The following is a 14923-nucleotide window of genomic DNA, read 5'->3' as shown; positions in this document are numbered from 1 at the left end:
GGCGGCCGCGGTGACGTTGGCGGCTGCGGCGAGCTCCGCGGGCGGGGCGAAGCGCCGCTCCTCCTTGAGCAGGTTGGCCAGGCTCTCGTTGCTCACCAGTGACTCCTAGGTACTCGTTCATCCGGGAGGGTGGCCCCTCCCACGTGCGGGTTCTGCGACATCGATGATGCTCCGTCCGGAGCCGTCCACCGCACCATTGGCCTGGACCTTTCGGTAGGCCGGGCCAAACCTTTCGGTCCGGTAGGGGTACGCCCGGCCTCAGCCGAGGGCTGAGGCCGGCCACCCGGTGGGGTACGCCCGCAGCTCCCAGCCGGCCGTCGGCCCCACGTGCTCGCGGCGCCAGATCCACATCTGCGGGCCCGGCCGCTCCTCGATCGCGGCCAGGACGCGCAGGCCGGAGCGGTCGAACCCGCCCGCTGCCTCCTCGCTCCACCGCAGGTAGCTGCGGATCGCGTCGGACGCGGTGTGGAGGACGGAGACCCGGTGCTTCTTGATGACCTGCCAGAACCGATCCTGCGGCGGGGTGTCCGGCGCGCCCTCGTAGATGACCTGGGTGGCGCCGTTGGCGAGCGGACCGTACCCGACGAAGGAGTGGCCGCTCTCCGAGGCCAGGTCGGCGGTGCACCAGTACACGTCGCTCTGCGGCCTCAGGTCGAACACCGCCCGGTGGAGGCAGCCGGCCCGGGTGAGGAACTCGCCCGAGCCGCGGGGCCCGCCCGGCGCCAGGGTGAAGAGCGGATGCCGGGCGTCGTACGGCTCGGGCGCGAGCCGGCCGGGCTGACGGGCGATGACCTCGTGCCACCACAGGGCGCGTTCGTCGCTCGGGGCGAGCGGGCGGCCGGTGCGGCGCACCACCAGCACGTGCTCCGCCCGGGTGCAGGCCGCGAGGACGTCGGCGACGCTCGCTCCGAACGGGCCGGCGCCGCCGTCGTGATGGCTCCCGTCGGCCGTGATGACCAGCCGCGCGCCCGCCAGCTCGTCCGGGTGGGCGCCGGCGGCGGTACGGATGAGCAGGTGCACGGCGCCGATCCGGGCGCAGGCCAGCATGGCGATGACGGTCTCGGCGAGCGCCGGCAGGTGGATCACCACCCGGTCTCCCGTGCCGACGCCCAGCTCGCGCAGCGCGTTCGCGGCCCGGCAGACCTCGTCCTTCAGCTGGCTGTAGGTGATGGCACGGCTGTCGCCGGGCGCGCCCTCGAAGTGAATGGCGACGCGCTCGCCGTGGCCCGCCTCCACGTGCCGGTCCACGCACAGGTACGACACGTTGTGCCTGCCGTGGGCGAACCAGCGGGCAGGCGAGCGGCGGGGCGAGCGGCCGGCGCCGGCCGGGGGGCGGTCGCCGCCGGCGGCGACCGCGGCGCGCGGTGGCCCGGACGGCGCCATCGCGATCGCCAGGTGCCGGGCGGGGCGGGCCGGCGAAACCGGGCGGGTGGGGCCGCCCCGCTCCGCCGTGGGCCGCTCCGAGGGGTACTTCTTCAACGCGCTCTCCTTGTACGTCTTCGTACGTCTTCGAGGTGTTCGGTCGCCGGGCCGGCGGTGCTCGCTGCGGCCTGCCGTGTCGCCGTGTGTGAGGGAGGGGCCGTACGTCCGCCGGCAGCATGTCCGCCAGGAGCACGTCCGCCGGCAGATGTCGGCTGTGCGGCGCGGCCGACCACGGGAAGGGCGGCCCGGTACCGATTCCACCAGCGCCCACGCGCGCCGGGCAAGCGCTGCGGCCCGCACCCCGGGACCTTTCGGTCCCCACCCGGCAAGCCTTTCGGTCTCCCGCAGGCCGGCCACCCGGTCTGCTCCAGGAGCCCGGGCACGGGGCAGGGGCACGCCCGCCCGGAAGGCCCGGTGGGCGTGCCCCTGCAGTGCTGCTGATGCGTCAGTGCACCGGGGTGCTGATGGTGGCGCTGTTGTTGTTCGGGTTGAGGTCGGTGGTGGAGCTGCTGACCCGGGCGGTGTTGACGATCTCCTCGCCGTTGTTCGCGACGGCCTTCACCACGATGGTGCTGGTGCTCTGACTGTCGGCGGCAATGGTGCCCAGCGAGCAGGTGACGGAGTTGGTGGAGCCGGCGGGCGGCGTGGTGCAGCTGCCCTGTGCGGTCGAGGCGCTGACGAAGCGGGCGTTCTCGGGCAGGGTGTCGGTGAAGACCACGTCCTTGGCCTCGCTCGGGCCGAAGTTCTGGACGGTGATCTGGTACGTCAGCGGCTTGCCGTAGTACAGCGGTTCCGGACTGGCGCTGAGGGAGAGGGCCAGGTCGGCGAGCGGCCGGACGGCGGCGGTGTCGCGGACGATCGCCAGGCTGAAGCCGGCATCGGTGCTGCTCCCGGTGGAGATGTCGCTCGCCCCTTCGAGGAGCCGGGCACAGGGCGCGCTCTCACCGATGGCGCAGACCCGGATCGGCCTGTTCCGGTCGGAGACGGTGCCGTCCCCGAGCGCGCCGTGCTCGTTGTTCCCCCAGGCGCGTACGCCGCCGTCGGCGCGCAGCGCCAGGGTCCGGTCGTCGCCCGCCCGGACGGCGGTGATGCCGGTGAGGAAGTTGGTGCAGGGCGCGGTCGCGCTGGGCGCGCAGACCTGGGCCGGGGTGCTGCGGTCGGTGTTGGTGCCGTCGCCGAGCTGGCCGTCGCTGTTGGCGCCCCAGGTGCGGACGGTGCCGTCGGTGAGCACCGCGGCGCTGTGGTCGTCGCCGGCGGCGACACCGGCGACACCGGTGAGGAAGCTGGTGCAGGGCGCGGTCGCGCCCTGCGCGCAGACCTTGACCGGGACTGGGGAGAAGGTGGTGGTGCCGTTGCCGAGCGCGCCGAAGCCGTTGACGCCCCAGGCCCGGGCGGTGCCGTCGGCGGCCCGGGCGACGGTGTGGGCGTCGCCGGAGGCGAGGGAGGTGATCCCGCTCAGGAACGCGGTGCAGGGCGCGGTCTGGCCGACGTCGCAGGCGGGTACGGGGGTGTTCCGGTTGGTGCTGGTGCCGTCGGCGAGCTGGCCGATGGTGTTGAGCCCCCATCCGACCACCCGGCCGGAGGTGCGGACCGCCTCGACGTAGGAGTTGCCCGCGGAGATGCCGACGACACCGGTGAGCGGGTTGGTGGGGCAGGGGGCGGTCGCGCCCACGTTGCAGACCTGCACGGGGGTGGTCTGGGCGGTGAAGGGGCTGGTGCCGTTGCCGAGCTCACCGTTGCCGCCGAAGCCCCAGGTGACGACCGTGCCGTCGGCCCGCAGCGCCGCGCTGTTGGTGCTGCCGGCTGCCACGGCGACCACGTTGGTCAGCGGGTCTCCGGCGCAGGGCGCGGTCGCGCCCACGTTGCAGACCACCACCGGGGTGAGCTCGGGGGTGGGGCTGGTGCTGCCGTTCCCGAGCTGGCCGGTGAAGTTGTCCCCCCAGGCGACGACGGTGCCGTCGGAGCGCAGCGCCAGCGTGAAGTCGAAGCCGGCCGAGACACTGACCACGTCCTGCAAGGGGTTGATGCACGGGGCGGATCCGCAGACCCGGCCGGGGGTGAGGCTCTCCACGACGGTGGTGCCGTCGCCCAGTTGGCCCTGGACGTTGGTCCCCCAGGAGAGCACCGTGCCCGGGACGTTGGGCCGGATGTCCCGGGATTCGGCCTGGGCGCCCTGCCAGCCGCCGGGGATCAGCAGCGCGGCCAGTACGGCGCCGACCACGGCTGCGGGCCTGCGGAGGGACCGGCGGGTTCTTCGTGCGGGCGGATTCTCCACCTCGGACATGTCACTCCTATCGCTGTACCGGACGCCGGGCGCGCACCGCCGGCGGGGTGTGACGGAGGCTCTGGGCCGGTCGTGTGCGTGCGGCCCTGATCCGGGCCGCGGAGCGTGACCGCCCAGGGGCAGCTGCGATACACGGTGGGGCCGGGAACGACGCCGTGGCCCGAACGACACCCACCCGCTCACTCGGCCGGCCGCGCCGAAACACCCGTACGGTCCGGGACGGCTGCCCGGCTCCGCCGCGCGATGGGCACGAGAAGGGCGCGCGGGCGCCGCCGTCCGGTCAGCCGGCGGTGGCGGCCGTCCGGCTTCCCTCGCCGGCGCCGGCCGGCCGTGGCGCGGAGAGTGCGTCCCCGGCCGGGCGCCGGGCGGGCGGATGCTCGGCGTGCGGGAGCTCCGCCGGCGGGTACCCGGCGTCCGGGTCCTGCTTCTCGAATGGCCCGGCGACGGGGAACCGGGCCGTCAGGAAGGTGCGTACGGCGCTCTCCTGGTCGGCCGGATCGATCAGGCCGGCGGTGACGTCGTTGAGGCAGAAGACCGCGGGGCCGCGTTCCGCGATCAGCTCGGGCAGCCGCCGCAGCGACTGCGGGTCTCCGATGTCGACGAAGACCTCGTCGGCGTCCGCGAACACCGCCCGCCCCGCCAGGTACGCGGTGTACCCGTAGAGGGTGAGCGGGGAGAGGCTGCGCAGCGAGCGGAACGCCTCCGCCGCCGTCCGCCGCAGCTCGGGCGCGAAGTCCCGCGCGTTCTGACGCAGCAGGCTGCGGTGCGCGGACCTCGGGGCGTGGCTGAACGTCCGGGTGGGGCAGCGCCCGTACCGTCCGGCGACGGCGTCCCGGGTGTTCTTCTGCCCGGCGATGTACGAGTCGTCCTCGGGCCGGGTCGGGTCCGGCGGGATGATGTCGTCCTGGAAGAGCCGCGCCGCTCCGTTGCTCTGGAAGAAGAAGCCGGGGCCGACCTCGCGGCCCAGGAACATGTCGTCGTTGAAGTAGACGAAGTGTTCGCCGAGCCCCTCGATCCGGTGCAGCTGGGACTCGATAGCCCGCGAGTTGAAGACCGGCAGCAGGTCGGGGTCGCCGAAGAGCTCGCGGTGGCTGACGAGGGTCAGGCCCGGGTGCGCGGTGTCCAGCCAGGCGGGGACCTGGTCGTCCGTCACCAGGAAGACGTGCCGGATCCAGGGTGCGTACATCGCCAACGAACGCAGGCTGTACCGCAGTTCGTCGCGGTTGCGGAAGCGCTGCTCCTCCGTGCCGTGCCCGGGGCCGGCGGCGCCCGCCCCGGCGTGGGCGGCCCGGCGGGCCCGGCGTTCGCGCCAGCGCGGGTCGGTGTCGTCGACCCAGGTGTACACGGCGTCGATGGGGAAGTCGACGTCGTCGATCAGCTGCCGGGTGAAGGCGGCGGGCACGGGGTGGCGCCCGCCCGCGATGCCCACGGTGGCGGCCGGCTCCAGGGACGGCACCCACCAGCCGGCCCGGGTGTCGCCGTAGGGGATGATCGAGCCGCCGGAGTCGCCGGCCGGCCGCCAGAACTTGATCTCGCAGCCGTACTCCGGCCCGTATCGCAGCGTCCGCCCGGCGGTGACGAACGGACGGAAGACCCGGACGCCCCGGACCAGCCGCTGCTGCGCGGCCTGCGACTGCGCGGTGCCGTCGTCCTCGGCTCCCCCGTCCTCGGCGGGGCGCACGCTCCGCTCGCACCGCTCGACGGCCGCGGTGAGGCCGGCGGGCGGCAGCGGCCCGGGGCCGGGGCCCCAGCTGATCGGCTCCAGGTAGACGTGGCGGCCGGCGTAGGTGCTCTCCAGCACCCCGAGGACGGCGGCGCGGTGTTCGAGCGCGACGGCGATGTGGTGCCGCTCGGGTTCGTCGGGCCGGCGGGCGTCCGGCGCGAGGACGTAGGGGATGCCGTGGTCGAGCAGGGGGGCTGCGGCGAGGGCGAGATTGGCGGCTCTGACGGCGGCCGGCCTCAGGTCCTCCCGGACCTCGGCCAGCAGCGCGCCGTCCGCGACGAGGGCGGGGTGGCCGGGCGGCGGCTCCGCCTCCGGGGCCTGGGCCGCCCGGTGAGGAGGCCGTGGCCCAGGCCGGGCCTGCGCGGCTTTGGCGCCGGCCCGGGGCGGGTCGAAGAGCCGCAGCATCTTCGCGCCGGTGAGCCAGCCGCCTGAGCGCAACGGCGTCAAAGCGCACCGCCGCCCGCGCCGCAGCTGCCGGCGGCGGGTACGGGCGAGTCGTGGTGGGGGGACAGCCGGATCATGGATTCTCGCACACGGGTGAAGATGTCAACGGGTGACGGTGAAGTCACGCATTGTATCCCAGCGGGGTCTGCGGGACGGCTGCCGGCAGGCGGGGCAAGGTCGCCTTCCTCACTCCGGGCGGTGCGTGCTGAGCCACTCGGACCAGGTCGTCCGGCCGCGGCGCCCACCCGGGGCGGTCATCTCGCGGGCCGCCCGGGCGACACCCGCCGGTACGGGCACGTTGAGCAGCCGGCGGCCGTTGCCGCGGGCGCGCTGCCACTGCTCGATCAGCTCGCCCAGGGTCAGCAGCTCGGGCCCGGCGAAGTCCTCGCACAGCCCGCCGGGCCCCTGCGCGACGCGCTCCGCGACGAAGGCGGCGAAGTCCCGGCTGTCGCACGGCTGGGCCTCCAGGCCGGTGGGCATCGCCAGCACCGGCAGCCGGGCGGCCTTGCCCAGCATCCGGTCCAGTAGCCAGTGGAACTGGGTGGCCCGCAGGATCGACCACGGCAGGCCGCCGTTGCGGACCAGCTCCTCGGCGCTGTGCTTGACCTTCATGTACGGGCCGCTCGGCCGGTCGACGCCGACGATCGAGATGTACGCGATGTGCTGCACGCCCGCGCGCGAGGCCGCGTCCAGCAGCCGGCGGGTGCCGTGCACGTCGACCTCGGGCGGGCTGCGCAGCAGGTCGGTCGGCAGCAGATAGCCGCGCCGGGCGGCGGGGGAGAGGGTGGCCGCGTGCACCACGGTGCGGACACCGAGGACCGCCTCCGCGACGCCCTCCCCGGTGGCGAGATCGCCGCGGACCCACTCCACCTGCGGGTCGCTGCCGGGTGTGCGGGCGAGGACGCGGACGCGGTTGCCCGACTTCAGCAGGGTGACGACATCGCGGCCCAGATGACCGGTACCGCCGGTGACGAGGACGCTGCCCGTCGTGTCCACCTCCGGAGCTGGGGCGATCACACTCCTCCCTTCGAATGTCGCACCTGGCCCCGCGCGGCGCGACGGCCCGGCTCCGCAGGCCCGCCGTTGCCGCGCTGTGCCCGCCGCGCGCCCCGCCGTGCCCGCCGGCGGCTCGCCGCTCCGTCCCGGTCGAGCGCTCTGAGTCGGCCCAGACCCCGGCCGGCAGGTGCGTGAGCCTGCGGGCGGCGGCGCCCCGTCGGCGGCGGTCGGCCGAAACAGTAGCCGACCACGCCCGGTGCCTCGACGCCTGGTTCGGCGCGCTCGGCCTGACGGACGTCGTCCTGGTCGGCCTGGACTGGGGCGGCTCCCTCGCCTTCGACTGGGCAGGCTCCTGGCACCGTAGCCGCCGCGTCCGGCGCCCTCGGTGCTGTGCTTCGGTGCTCTGCTTCGGCGCTGTGCGGGGACGGCGGGCCGGGGCCCGACCGCCCCGGCCGCCCCTACGATCCTCGGTGTGACCTCCGCGCTGATTCTCATCGATCTGATGCCCCGCATCGTCGCCGTGCCCGTCGCCCCGCACTCAGGTGCGGAAGTGGTCGCGCGCTGCCGCCGGTTGGCCGAGGCGTTCAGGGCGAACGGTCGCCCCGTGGTGCTGGTACGGGTGGACCGGCCCGACGTGGCCGAGCAGCCGCCCGGCAGCGGCTTCGTCGACGGTCTGGTCCGGCCCGGCGACCTCACCCTCGTCAAGCGCACCGTCGGGGCGTTCCACGGCACCGACCTGCACGACCGGTTGCGCGCTCTCGGCGTGGACACGCTGGTGCTCGCCGGCCTGATCACCACCATGGGGGTGGAGTCCACCGCGCGGGCCGCGAGCGATCACGGCTACGAGCTGGAGTTCGTCGCCGACGCGATGTCGGGATTCGCCGCCGACGAGCACGACTTCACCGTCGAGCGGATCTTCCCTCGGTTCGGCGAGGTCCGCACGACGGCCACCTACACCTGACTTACCGTCAGAAGTGGCCGAGGTGCCGGGAAGTCACCTCGGGTGGACCCCCACCGGGCCGCGCGTGGCTGTACCGTTGGCCGGTATGACGACCTCGCAACCCATGAGCGCGGTGTCGCGGACGGCATTGGCCGTGGCCGGGGTGCGCGCGCTCGAAAGTGCCCGCCCGCAGGGCCTGTTCAACGATCCGTACGCCGCGGCCTTCGTCGCCGCCTCGGGCGAGCCGCAGCATCCGGCGGCGAGTACGACAGGGCCCGCCGGGCCCGGCGGGCGGCCCGAGCCGGCCAGCGCGCTGGCGAAGGCACTGCGGTTCCAGACGGTGATCCGCACCCGCTTCTACGACGACCACCTGCTCGCCGCCGGCTGCCGGCAGGTGGTGCTGCTGGCCGCCGGTCTCGACACCCGCGCCTACCGGCTGTCCTGGCCGTCCGGCACCCGGTTGTACGAGCTGGACCTGCCGCCGGTGCTGGAGTTCAAGGAGGGCGTGCTCACCGGCCTTGCGGCGGTGCCGCGCTGTGAACGCACCGCGCTGCCCGCCGACCTGCTGGACCCACGCTGGCCGGACCTGCTGCGCGGGGCCGGCTTCGACCCGGCCGAGCCGACCGCCTGGCTGGCCGAGGGGCTGCTGGTCTACCTCACCGCCGAGCAGGCCGCCGCGCTGCTCGGCGCCGTCGGCGAACTCTCCCGCCCTGGAAGCAGGTTGGCTCTGGAGCGCGCCCGCACCGGCACGACGGCGCTGGACGACCCGTCGCTCGCGCACATCACCTCACTGTGGCGGGGCGGCCTCGGGCCGGACACCGCGAACTGGCTGGACGGACACGGCTGGTCTACCGAGACCCACCCGCTCGACGCCGTCGCCGCCCGTTACGGGCGCCCGGTCACCGGGCCGTCCCACACCGGCTACCTCACCGCGGTGCGGCGCTGACGGCAGGTCTCCCGCGGCTCGCCGTACGACGCCGGCGCTCGCGTTCGCGCCGCGCCTCACCGCCCGCGGAGCACCGACCACAGCACCTTCGGATGGAACAGCGATGTCGGCGGCCTGGTCAGCGACATCACCGCGACGAACGCCGCGCAGACACCGTGGTCGACCGCGGCCCGGGCGATCACCCGGTCCAGATAGCGGTGCTGGATCCGGACGGTGGAACCCGACGGCCCGCCCTCCGTGGTCGGGAACCGGACGTCCTCACTGCTGGACATCAGCCAGGCGTCGGCCGCCGCCCGGGCCACGCCCCGGCGCGCCTCCCGGGCGCCCGCGTGGCCGATGCCGTGGTGCAGCACGGCGGCCCGCAGCGCCCGCGCGCCGAAGGCCGCGGTGGAGATGCCCTGCCCGTACACCGGGTTGAAGGTGCAGGCGGCGTCGCCGACGGCGACCAGTCCTGCGGGGGAGCTGCGCTCGTAGTGCCGCCGCACGCCCGGCCCCGGCCGGAACCCCCTGACCTCACCGGCCGGTTCGGCCCCGGCGACCAGATCGCGCAGGACCGGATCGCGCAGCTGCTCCAGCTGGGCGGCGAAACCGGCCTCACCGGGTGCGGGCTCCGCGCCGCGCATACCGCCGACGGTGACCAGCCAGCGGTCGCCCTCCACGGGCAGCAGCACGCCGAAGCGGGGCTGGTCCGGGGCCTTGGTCTGCAGGTAGACCGCCGGCAGGTCCGGGTCGCTGTCGGCCGGCCGGTGGTAGAGCCTGCTCGCGTACGCCACCCCCGGGTCCACCCGTTCCTCGGGCGCCCGCGGGTAGCCCGCCTCGCCCAGCCAGTCCGGCAGGGCGGAGGAGCGGCCGGACGCGTCGACCACCAGCTCGGCGGCGATCTCCCGGTCCCCGTCGCCGGTGGTGGCGCCCTTGGCCCGGATGCGCACGCCCGTCAGACCGGCGGCGCCACCGAGCAGCCCGACCACCGTGGTGGCCTCCAGGAACTCGATCGACGGCTCGGTGCGCACCCGCTCCAGCACGGCGTGGTCGAGCACCGGCCGGGTGCAGGAGAGGAAGGACAGACCGGATCGGAAGCGGGGCATCCAGTCGGCGGAGCTCAGCCAGTTCAGCCCGTTCGGCACGTCGACGAGCTGCGCCTGCTGCTCCCCCAGCTCGGAGCCGATGCCCGGCATCAGCTCCTCCAGCGCCCGTCGGCCGCCCTCCAGCAGCAGATGCGCGTGGTGGCCCTGCGGGGTGCCCGCCCGGAACCCGGGCTGCTCGGGGTAACGGTCGCGCTCCACCACCACGATCCTGGCGGCCTGCCCGCGCAGCGCCCACGCCGCCAGCAGACCGGCCAGCCCACCCCCGATCACAACCGCCGTGCCGCGCCCGTCCGCACCGTTACCACCCGAAGAGACCATGGGGGGAGCGTAGGGGATCCGTACAACCGCGCGGTACGGCACCGTAACTGAGCACGCCACAGGGCGCCCGACCGCCACGGCGGACCGGCGCGGCGACGCCCGGGCCTCGCTCGCCGCAGCTCAGCGGCTGAGGACGACGGCCTCGCAGTCGCGGCAGCGCCTGGTCCCGTGCTCCGGCGGGTACCACGGCTCACCCGGGCCGGCCGGCAGGTACTCCTCCGGCTCCAGCTCGGTGGTGTCGAGCCCGCAGAGCGTCCGGGCCGGCGGGCGCCGCGGGGCGTCGGGGTCGCCGCCGGGGTCGGGGTCGGCGGCGTGGACCCACCGCACCCGCGCGCCGATGTCGATCTCGTCCGAGTCGATGAACTCCGTGGACGGCTCCAGCTCCAGGAGGACGATCAGGCTGTTCATGCTCCCGACCCTGCACCGAGAGCCGCACCGCCGCATCCCGGCGGGCCCGCGAGGCACCGTGCAGGGCGCTTCCCACCGTGCCGCCCGCCGGTCGGGGCCGCGAATGAGTACCCGTACTCAGGTGTCCCCGCGGCCACCGGAGGAGGATTGCTCCCGGCCCGCGGCCCCCGGTCCCGGCCCACCTCACGACCCAGCGCGAAGGACCCGCACATGCTCAGCCGCATCGCCAGCACCCTGGTCCCCGCCTTCGGCGACCTGACGGTCAGCACCGACCCCGCCGCCGAGCTGGCCCCCGGCAGCATCATCGCGGCCAACCACACCTCCCTCGCCGACCCCGCGATCGTCTTCGCCGCCCTGCACCGCCTGGGCGTACGGCCCGTCGTGCTGGCCACCGCGGGCCTGTGGCGCATCCCCGTACTCGGCCGCGCACTCGAACGCGAGGGCCACATCGCCGTGCACCGCAACACCGGCCGGGCCGCCGCCGCACTGGACGGCGCAGCCGCCGCGCTCGCCGCCGGCCGGCTCGTCCTGATCTACGGCGAGGGCCGGCTGCCGCGCCGCCGGGACGCGGGGGAGGCCGCGCCGGAGTCCTTCCGCAGCGGCCTGTCCCGCCTGGCCCGCGAGAGCGGCGCTCCGGTCGTCCCGCTCGGCCAGGCGGGCGCCCGCCGCCTCACCTCCGGCGGTACCGCCAAGCAGGTCGCCGGGCTGCTCACCGCACCGCTGCGCCGCCCCGGGTTCCACGTCCACGTCGGCGCCCCGGTACGGCTGGCGGGCGACGCCGACACGGCGACCGAGTGTGCCCACCGGGCGGTGACGGCCGCCTGGGACGTCGCCGCCCGGCGGCTGGACGCCGGCTGAGGCGGGCCCCACCGCCCGGCGGCCCTGGACAGCGCTGCCCCGCCGACCCCGGCGGCGGGGCCGGTCAGAGTTCGATCAGCCCGCCCTCGGGCGCGATCTCGGCGCCCGCCGCGGCGAGCCGGGCGTGCCCGGGTGCGTCCGGGTGGGCGAGCGGGTTGGTGTTGTTGAGGTGGGTGTAGAGGTAGCGCGGTCCCCGGTGGCGTGCCAGGTGGGGGAGCGAGTCGCCGACGGCCAGGTGGCCCATGCCCCGGGAGGTGCGCTGCCCGTTGCTGCCGGCCGCCATCTCGCCGTCGTCGAGGAAGGTGCCGTCCAGGACGACCAGGTCGGCGCCGTCGATGGCCTGCTCGAATCCCTCGCTCCAGGCCGCCAGGCACGGCGCGTACACCAGTACGCCGCCGCCGGCCGGGTCGGTGAGGCGGTAGCCGACGGTCCAGTCCGTACGCTCTTCCCGGCCCGCGCCCGGCAGGTCCTGGGCGTAGCGCGGCCGCTTGCTGCCGAGCGCGAACGCCCGCACGTGCAGCGCGCCGTCCAGCTCGAACGGCTCTTCCGGCCGGACGGTGTGCCAGCGGGCCTTGGTGTAGGGGGCGAGCAGCGGGCCGACCGGGAACGCCGAGTGCAGGGCCTCGCGTACCGGCAGGGTGGCGTGCACGGTCAGCGCGGCCGCCTCCCGGAGGGTCAGCAGGCCCAGCGTGTGGTCGAGTTCGGCGCTGGTGAGCAGCACACCGCGCAGCGGGGTGTCCCGGGTGCCGGCGGCGGGGGCCAGTTCGGGTGTGGCGAGCAGTTGGGCGCGCAGGTCCGGTGAGGCGTTGAGGGCGTACCAGGCGCTGCCGTCGGCGCTGACGGCCAGGCAGTCCTGGGTGCGGGTGGTCTCGGTGGCGCGGGCGGTCACGCAGCCGGGGCAGCCGCAGTTCCACTGCGGCAGCCCGCCGCCGGCGGCGGTGCCGAGTACGCGGATCTTCAGCGCATCCTCCTGGGGACGGCGGGGGCGTCGGTGGGGCCGGCCGGTGCTGCGGCGGTGGTGAGCGGCCGGTGGTGCGGGGAGAGCGAGCAGGCCGGGTCGGTGGCCGCCGGGTCGCCGGTGAGCTGGTAGGCCTGGCAGCGGCACCCGCCGAAGTCGACCTCGCGCAGCGCGCAACCGCGGCAGGGCTGCGGCATCCAGTCGGTGCCGCGGAACCGGTTGAAGGCGGACGACCCGTACCAGATGGTGTCCAGGTGCTCCCGCCGGGCGCTGGGCACCTGGAGGTCGGGCAGCTGCGCGGCGGCCAGGCACGGCAGGACGTCGCCGTTCGGGGCGACGACCAGCTGCCGGGTGCCCCAGCCGTTCATGCAGGGTTTGGCGGTGCCGCCCAGGTGGTCGGCGGCGACGTGGACGATCTCGATCCGCGCGCCGTGCCGGTCGCGGGCCTCGGCGACGGCGCGTGCGGCCTGCTCCACCTGCTCGGCGGTGGGCGTCAGGTGCGCCCGGTTGCGCCAGGCCCAGCCGTAGAACTGGGTGTGCGCCAGCTCCACACGGTCCGCGCCCATCTCCACCGCCAGGTCGGCGATGGCCGGCAGCCGGGCGAGATTGCCGCGGTGCAGCACCGCGTTGACGGTCAGCGGCAGGCCGCGGCCGGTGAGCAGGGCGGCGGCCGCGAGTTTGCGTTCGTGCGCGCGCAGGCCCGCGACGGCGTCCGCGCTGCGGGTGTCGGCGTCCTGGAGCGAGAGCTGGACGTGGTCCAGGCCGGCCTCCGCGAGGGCGGCCACCCGCGCCTCCTCCAGCGGGATGCCGCTGGTGACCAGGTTGGTGTACATGCCCAGCCGGTGGGCGTGTCCGACCAGGGCGACCAGGTCGCGGCGCAGCAGCGGCTCGCCGCCGGAGAGGTGGACCTGGAGGACGCCGAGGGCGCGGGCCTGCTCCAGGACGCGACGCCAGTCCCCGGTTTCGAGCTCCTCGCGGTAGCCGTCGAGGGCGACCGGATTGGCGCAGTAGGTGCAGTGCAGCGGGCAGCGGTAGGTGAGTTCGGCGATCAGGCCCAGCGGCGCGGGCGCCGAGGTCCCGGGCGCCGACGTCCCGGGCTTCGGATGCCGTTGCGGTTTCCGCTGCGGCGCCGGCTGCGGTGCTTGCGGCGGGAGTTGCAGCGGCGGTCCGGTGTTCTGGGCGGGGGCCGCCGGGCCGCCGGTGCCGTCCAGGGTGAGCAGCCGGCGTCCGGCGAGGTCGGTGAGCAGCGCCCGGACCTCCTCGGGGTCGACGCCTTCGTACGCCTCGCCGAGTGCGGTGGTGACCTCCGCGGTGCCGCGTCGCCCGTCGCAGGCCAGCAGGACGGCGGCGGCGCTGTCGTTGAGCAGCAGCACGCCCTCGGGGTAGAGCAGTGCGGGCCGGTCGCGGACGGGGTCGTGGACCAGCCGGACGCCGCGGCGCAGGTGCGGCCGGCACCCGCCGGCGGCCTCGCTCACCGCTCGCCCCGGTAGTCCACGGCGTCCAGCACGGCACGCAGCACCTCGCACTTGAAGGCGAGCGCGGCGATGGCCGCCTGCTGCCGCTCGGCGGTGGTGCAGTGCTCCAGCACGAGTTCCAGGGTGCGGGCGCCGTCCTGACGGGCGGTCGGGATCCGGTGCTCGAAGTAGGCGTAGCCCTCGGGTTTGATCCAGTCGTAGTGCTCGCGCCAGGCGGCGACCCGCCGGGTCATGTGGTCGGGGGAGAACATCTCGGTGAGGGCCGCGGCGACGCCCTCCGTCCAGTCCCTGCTCCGGCAGAAGTGCAGATAGCCGTCGACGGCGAAGCGCACCCCGCGCACCACGTGCCGCTCGTCGAGCACCTCCGCACGGTCGAGGCCGACGGCCTCGGCGAGGGCGAGCCAGTCGGCCAGCCCGCCCTCGTCCTCGGTCCGCCCGTCCTGGTAGCCCAGTCGTTCCGACCACGCCCGACGTACCCGGGGCAGCGGGCAGTTGGCGATGATCGCGGCATTCTTGCGGGTCAGGCACAGCTGGTAGTACCAGCGGTTGGCCACCCACAGGCGAAGCTCCCGAGGTGTGCAGTGCCCGGCGTGCAGCCGCAGGTGGAACGGGTGGGTGTCCCAGTACCGCCCGCGCAGCGCGTGGAGCTCTGCGGCGAAGCGGTCGCGGGTCAGCGCTCCTGCCACGGAGCGGCCTTCCCGGCGTAGGCCGTGACCTCGGCGCCGGTCTGGTGGCACTCCACCCTGGGGGAGGACCAGCGCGGCTTCGCGGCCGGCCGCGCCGGCGGGCTCGCGTGGGTCCGCGCCGCCGGGGTGGCCCGCACGGTGGTGGTGTCCATGGTTCCTCCTGCTGATCGGGAACGGGCGCCGATCCGGCGGATCGCGCCTCTGGCCAGACGCTACGAGCGGTGGCGGCCGCGCGCCGGGTGGGGCAGCGGCGTCCGGCCGCAGCGGCCTCGAACGAGTGAGGACGCAGGCCCACCCGGGCGAGCAGCGGGGGTGGGCCGGGGCGAGCCGCGGGCGGCCCGACGCGGGCCGGGCGCTGGGTGGAGCGCGCCCGACCGCGG

The 14923-nt window shown here is 75.3% G+C and carries 13 protein-coding genes and 1 pseudogene; 4 read left to right on the top strand and 10 right to left on the bottom strand.

What is annotated here, in order from left to right; genetic code table 11:
- Nucleotides 1–258: 258 nt before the first annotated feature.
- The 4 genes from ACIBH3_RS28285 to ACIBH3_RS28270 form a co-directional block, all read right to left on the bottom strand.
- Entirely contained in the window at nucleotides 259–1479 is a 1221-nt protein-coding gene (locus ACIBH3_RS28285) for an AMP-binding protein (RefSeq protein WP_396314919.1), read from the bottom strand.
- 388 nt (nucleotides 1480–1867) lie between these two features.
- Nucleotides 1868–3706, bottom strand: a complete 1839-nt coding sequence (locus tag ACIBH3_RS28280; protein WP_396314918.1) for a hypothetical protein — start codon at nucleotides 3704–3706, stop codon at nucleotides 1868–1870.
- A 280-nt stretch (nucleotides 3707–3986) separates the two neighbouring features.
- Nucleotides 3987–5876: a Stealth CR1 domain-containing protein gene (locus ACIBH3_RS28275; RefSeq protein ID WP_396314917.1), complete on the bottom strand. Its 1890-nt coding sequence runs from the start codon at nucleotides 5874–5876 to the stop codon at nucleotides 3987–3989.
- 183 nt (nucleotides 5877–6059) lie between these two features.
- Nucleotides 6060–6890 (bottom strand): SDR family oxidoreductase, encoded by an 831-nt coding sequence (locus ACIBH3_RS28270; protein ID WP_396314916.1) that lies wholly within the window; start codon nucleotides 6888–6890, stop codon nucleotides 6060–6062.
- Between the two features lie 221 nt (nucleotides 6891–7111).
- Between ACIBH3_RS28270 and ACIBH3_RS28265 the strand changes: the two are divergent.
- From ACIBH3_RS28265 to ACIBH3_RS28255, 3 genes and pseudogenes are all read left to right on the top strand, one after another.
- A pseudogene (locus ACIBH3_RS28265) lies at nucleotides 7112–7216 on the top strand (haloalkane dehalogenase); the annotation flags it as partial.
- Between the two features lie 125 nt (nucleotides 7217–7341).
- Nucleotides 7342–7830, top strand: coding sequence for an isochorismatase family protein (locus ACIBH3_RS28260; RefSeq protein WP_396314915.1), 489 nt, complete (start codon nucleotides 7342–7344; stop codon nucleotides 7828–7830).
- Nucleotides 7831–7915: 85 nt separating this feature from the next.
- Nucleotides 7916–8755, top strand: a complete 840-nt coding sequence (locus ACIBH3_RS28255) for an SAM-dependent methyltransferase (RefSeq protein WP_396314914.1) — start codon at nucleotides 7916–7918, stop codon at nucleotides 8753–8755.
- Nucleotides 8756–8811: 56 nt separating this feature from the next.
- On the opposite strand, the gene ACIBH3_RS28250 is transcribed toward ACIBH3_RS28255, so the two are convergent.
- The gene (locus ACIBH3_RS28250) at nucleotides 8812–10158 is read right to left on the bottom strand and encodes an NAD(P)/FAD-dependent oxidoreductase (protein ID WP_396314913.1); all 1347 of its coding nucleotides are present in this window, start codon (nucleotides 10156–10158) and stop codon (nucleotides 8812–8814) included.
- Nucleotides 10159–10278: 120 nt separating this feature from the next.
- The gene (locus ACIBH3_RS28245; protein WP_396314912.1) at nucleotides 10279–10566 is read right to left on the bottom strand and encodes a hypothetical protein; all 288 of its coding nucleotides are present in this window, start codon (nucleotides 10564–10566) and stop codon (nucleotides 10279–10281) included.
- A 210-nt stretch (nucleotides 10567–10776) separates the two neighbouring features.
- Here ACIBH3_RS28245 and ACIBH3_RS28240 point away from each other — a divergent pair, with 210 nt between their 5' ends.
- Entirely contained in the window at nucleotides 10777–11424 is a 648-nt protein-coding gene (locus ACIBH3_RS28240) for a lysophospholipid acyltransferase family protein (RefSeq protein WP_396314911.1), read from the top strand.
- Nucleotides 11425–11488: 64 nt separating this feature from the next.
- On the opposite strand, the gene pqqB is transcribed toward ACIBH3_RS28240, so the two are convergent.
- Genes pqqB through ACIBH3_RS28220 form a run of 4 tightly spaced genes read right to left on the bottom strand, consistent with a single transcriptional unit; the run spans nucleotide 11489 to nucleotide 14695 of the window.
- Nucleotides 11489–12346: a pyrroloquinoline quinone biosynthesis protein PqqB gene (gene pqqB, locus ACIBH3_RS28235; protein ID WP_396314921.1), complete on the bottom strand. Its 858-nt coding sequence runs from the start codon at nucleotides 12344–12346 to the stop codon at nucleotides 11489–11491.
- Between the two features lie 35 nt (nucleotides 12347–12381).
- On the bottom strand, nucleotides 12382–13857 hold the full coding sequence (gene pqqE, locus ACIBH3_RS28230) for a pyrroloquinoline quinone biosynthesis protein PqqE (RefSeq protein ID WP_396314910.1): 1476 nt from the start codon (nucleotides 13855–13857) through the stop codon (nucleotides 12382–12384).
- The gene (gene pqqC / locus ACIBH3_RS28225) at nucleotides 13854–14543 is read right to left on the bottom strand and encodes a pyrroloquinoline-quinone synthase PqqC (RefSeq protein ID WP_396314909.1); all 690 of its coding nucleotides are present in this window, start codon (nucleotides 14541–14543) and stop codon (nucleotides 13854–13856) included. Before pqqC ends, pqqE begins: the two co-directional genes overlap by 4 nt.
- Nucleotides 14528–14695 (bottom strand): hypothetical protein, encoded by a 168-nt coding sequence (locus ACIBH3_RS28220; RefSeq protein WP_396314908.1) that lies wholly within the window; start codon nucleotides 14693–14695, stop codon nucleotides 14528–14530. Before ACIBH3_RS28220 ends, pqqC begins: the two co-directional genes overlap by 16 nt.
- Between the last annotated feature and the right edge of the window lie 228 nt (nucleotides 14696–14923).

The organism is Kitasatospora sp. NPDC050543 (assembly GCF_044457565.1).
Classification (GTDB): Bacteria; Actinomycetota; Actinomycetes; order Streptomycetales; family Streptomycetaceae; genus Kitasatospora.
Note: the sequence above shows the minus strand (reverse complement) of the source record. Positions and strands in the feature narration are given on the sequence as shown.